This window comes from Terriglobia bacterium, assembly GCA_035712365.1.
Taxonomy (GTDB): domain Bacteria; phylum Acidobacteriota; class Terriglobia; order UBA7540; family UBA7540; genus SCRD01.
The window spans coordinates 1-3,838 of the sequence record DASTAW010000047.1 but is presented as its reverse complement, the minus strand read 5'-3'; the positions used below and the strand labels follow the sequence as shown (position 1 = coordinate 3,838).

General features: G+C 57.2%; 3 protein-coding genes and 1 tRNA gene. 1 reads left to right on the top strand and 3 read right to left on the bottom strand.

The window, feature by feature from the left end; translation table 11 throughout:
- The coding region (locus tag VFQ24_14165; protein ID HET9179498.1) for an IS630 family transposase at positions 1-1,124 on the bottom strand (1,124 nt) is incomplete at its 3' end.
- A gap of 499 nt (positions 1,125-1,623) precedes the next feature.
- On the opposite strand from VFQ24_14165, the gene VFQ24_14160 reads away from it, so the two are divergent.
- A complete protein-coding gene (locus VFQ24_14160; GenBank protein ID HET9179497.1) occupies positions 1,624-2,253 on the top strand; it encodes a PEGA domain-containing protein in 630 nt (209 codons plus the stop codon).
- A 340-nt stretch (positions 2,254-2,593) separates the two neighbouring features.
- On the opposite strand, the gene VFQ24_14155 is transcribed toward VFQ24_14160, so the two are convergent.
- Both VFQ24_14155 and VFQ24_14150 read right to left on the bottom strand, forming a co-directional pair.
- Positions 2,594-2,682, bottom strand: a tRNA-Leu gene (locus VFQ24_14155).
- A 232-nt stretch (positions 2,683-2,914) separates the two neighbouring features.
- Positions 2,915-3,838, bottom strand: a 924-nt coding sequence (locus tag VFQ24_14150; GenBank protein ID HET9179496.1) for an NAD(P)/FAD-dependent oxidoreductase, incomplete at its 5' end; no start/stop codon positions are given.

Genomic DNA, 3,838 nt, shown 5'->3' with positions numbered 1-3,838 from the left:
TAGTCTCCTGTCCCAGTGGTTCGTGATGTAAGTCCAGTGGGTTGAGAGGGACAGGCACGCTGGGCGAAGCGAGCGATGCTGGACAGGATTTGGTCCGCCGTTTTCGTCCAAACGAACGGCTTCGGATTTTCATTGTGCACGTCGATGTACTCGCGGATGGCCGCTTCCAGCTCTTTCACGCTGCGGAACGCACCTCGCCGAATTCGTTTGTTCGTGATCTCGGCGAACCAGCGTTCCACCAGGTTGATCCAGGAACTGTAGGTGGGAGTGAAGTGGAGATGAAAGCGGGGGCGCTTCGCGAACCAGTTCCGGATGAGAGCGGTTTTATGCGTGCCATAGTTGTCGAGGATAAGATGGACCTCCAGTCCGGCGGGTACTTGAGCCTCGATCTGGTTGAGGAACTGACGGAACTCCCCGGAGCGATGGCGACGGCGCAGTTGACCGATCACGCGGCTGGTCTTCAATTCCAGCGCGGCAAACAGCGAGGTCGTCCCGTGGCGCTTGTAGTCGTGGGTTCGGCGCTCAACTTGGCCGGGCCGCATCGGCAGCAGCGGCTGGGTACGGTCCAGCGCCTGAATCTGGCTCTTCTCGTCCACCGAGAACACCAGGGCGTGATCGGGCGGGTTCATATAGAGGCCCACAATGTCGCGCACTTTCTCGATCAGCAGGGGGTCGGGCGACAATTTGAAAGTCTCGGTCCGATGAGGCTGCAAGCCGAAAGCGTGCCAAATCCGGCTGATCGTCATGCGGCTCAGCCCGGTAGCTCGGGCCAAACCGCGCGTGCTCCAATGCGTTTCTCCCCGCGGTGTGCTCTCCAGGGTCTGGATCACAATCTGCTCCACCTGGGCATCGGTGATTTTGCGGGGCGCTCCCGGTCGTGGCTCGTCATAGAGTCCTTCCAGCCGAGTCTTCAGAAATCGCGAGCGCCACTTGCCCACCATGCCGAGCGAGCAGCGCAGTCTCTTGGCCACGGCGTTGTTCGCCAACCCCTCGGCGCAGGCCAGCACCACACGTGCGCGTCGAGCCAGGAGCGGCTGGCTGCGGGCGCGGTGGGCCAAAGACTGGAGCCGCTCGCGCTCTTCGAGGGTCAAGATCAACGGTTTTCGGGGTCGTCCGGTTCGCATCTAAGCCTCCTACATCTTAGACGCAAGCCAAGCCAGATTAGTTCATTTATTTCTGGGACAGGAGAATAGCGAGATGTAACTTCTTTTGCACCAATTCAATGGCAAAGATGGACGGTTTCCGGAGGATTCGGGCCATTTGTGGGCCCCGAGGCCCTGGGATTGGCGGCTGCCACAAAGGATTTCCGCGCCTAAGAGTTTCGAAGAGGAGCGAAATTCCGTGATATTATGGGGGCGCTGAAGGTAGTGCGATGGGGACACCTTTTCCAGGTGTTCTGGTTCAAGTGTTCGGGTACTGAACTTGGGTTACGCCAAGGGGGAAAAGGGCGGTTGCCAGGCAATGGTAACAAAAACGTGCGGCAGGCTCCGGCACAGATTTGGAGAGCAGGCCCTTGCCATTTGCTACAGCCATGAAACCTGCCTTTCCCGGCTTTCTCTTCCTGGACGCCATGGGTTCTTTTGGAGGGGAGAAATACGATTCCTTAAGGAATGGAGAATGAAGATGTCACATCGACTTTGGCTTATGTGTGTTATGGCTGTTTCTTTCCTCACCTTGACGACACCTGTTTGGGGTCAGAGCTCAAGCGTTGCGAATAGTCCTGTTCCCGGCTCCCATCAGCGCTTCCCCGGTCCGGCTTCCGAGGCATATCAGAATAGTGGTTCGGCCAGCCGTTATGTCTATGCCTCTGCTCCCAAGCCACAGGATAGCGGCCAGCAACAAAGCAATGAAAGCCAGGGGCAGAGTCAAAACGGGAATCAGGACCAGGGTATGGCCGGAAGCCAGAATCAGAACCAGAATCAGAATCAGGATCAGAAAGCTCAGGGGCAGAAGAAGGAAGAAGCTCCTCCAGAAAAACCCACCTATCTGACCTACACCGTCAAGAAGAAGTCGCTGGAAGAGCAGGCGAAAACAGGCAAGACGCTTTCCGTTGAATTCAAATCAGTTCCGGCAGGCGCCACCATTATGGTTGACGGTTATCAGGTGGGCCACACTCCCGCCACAGTCCAGATTCCTCTCGGAAAGCATCTGGTCACCATCACCAAGTGGGGGTATGAGTCATGGTCACAGGACCTGGACGTGGCCAGCGGCAAGAAACTCAGCCTGAACCCCTCATTGCACAAAGACTGGTAGATGGGAGCGCTTGCCCCTGCGCCTGGCTGGTATCAGCGCGCACGAAAAATCGTTGAAGAGTCGAGGTTTGGGTCGGGCTCCATCCGGAGCCAGGCGGCGCGCAGGTCAGCAGGCATGCCATCGTTCCATGATGCATGTTCACTGCCGGCGAACGGCAAGGGGACTTTCAGGTCTTTTCTCCAGGAAGCCTATTGCGACTTTTGGGTAAAGCCTGCCGGCAAGCTGCCAAACGAATTCCAGACCCGGCCACTGCAAAGAAGTCGCTGCCCGCAGATATGTCACAAGGTTCCATCAGGAAGGAAATCCGAACGGTTGCCAGGCTGCCAGGACCGTAAAATCCTGGTGCGGAGGGAGGGAATCGAACCCTCACTTCCCGGAAGGGAAAAGGGATTTTAAGTCCCTTGCGTCTACCAGTTCCGCCACCCCCGCGTATTGAAAATTGAAGACTTTCCCGGCCCTATCGACGCTCGTTTCCTCAAGATGACCGAAACCATTCGAAAACTTAGTGATGAGCCCCAAGGCGGCCAGCATGTGATGCGCACAGCCCTCAAAGTCTATCATAAAGTTCTTATGCGGCCTCAGTGAGACATCCGTGGGACGATCTGTCCAGGCACCCAGGCATGAACCCATATGCGCGGAGATATGTGAGCCTTTGCGGACGTCAGCGGATCACCTGATTAAGGAGTTGCCCCACGGCCCGGTGAGCTTCCAGAACTGCGGTTCTGTGGTCTGGCGTGGCTGAAAGGTCAGTATTAGCGAAAGCGATTCTGCCAAAGGGCGCAGCCCGCAGGATTTCACGCGGCGCCGGCTTGCCATCCTTGCCAAAAAAGAATCCCGGTTGGGGATTGACGTAGGCATGGCCCCAGCGGTTGAGCACGATCCCAGCAATATCGCGACGCGCGTCAAAACCTGATTGGGAGAACATCTCGGTCAACTGCTCGCGAATCTTGCGTTCATACTCGCGATACGAAGTTGACAGAAGTTCCATCCGTCCGAGGTTGCCTTGTTCTTCGATCGGTTTTCCGGGGTGGCCAAAAAGAACTTTCAGCGTAATGACGGTTGGCGAATCGGGTCCGATGGTGGGCGGCGCTCCGCTGAAAAGCGGGACCTTATGTACGGAAGTGAAGGAGCCGAGCCCTTCAAACCACTGAGCGCTGGAAACCCCCAGCTTGTAGAGAAATCGCCAGTTGCGCACTGCCACATTAGCAATCATGCACGGGGAGCGGTAGAACTGCGCATAGGCTTCGCGGTGAGTTGCAGGAAGGTCGCGAACAACCAGTTTGGTGGTCCAGCAACCGCCGGCCATCACTGCTGAACGCGCCTTCAGGCGATAAACCTTTCCACCCTGCGTATAGGTAATCCAGACAAATGGCGAACTGTGCGGCTGCCCTTGGTGCTCAACGCGAACGACCGTGGCTCCCAGGCGGACCCGCGCCGGTTGTCCGGGGCGGTCAAGCGCCGCAAAGTTCACCTTGTTGGAACAGACCGCTTTGAGGGTGCGGGATCCGGCAATCGAATCCGGAATCAAGGTTTTTACAATGTGGCGGGCTATACCGGCATTGCCGCCTGGGAAGGCATACCAGCC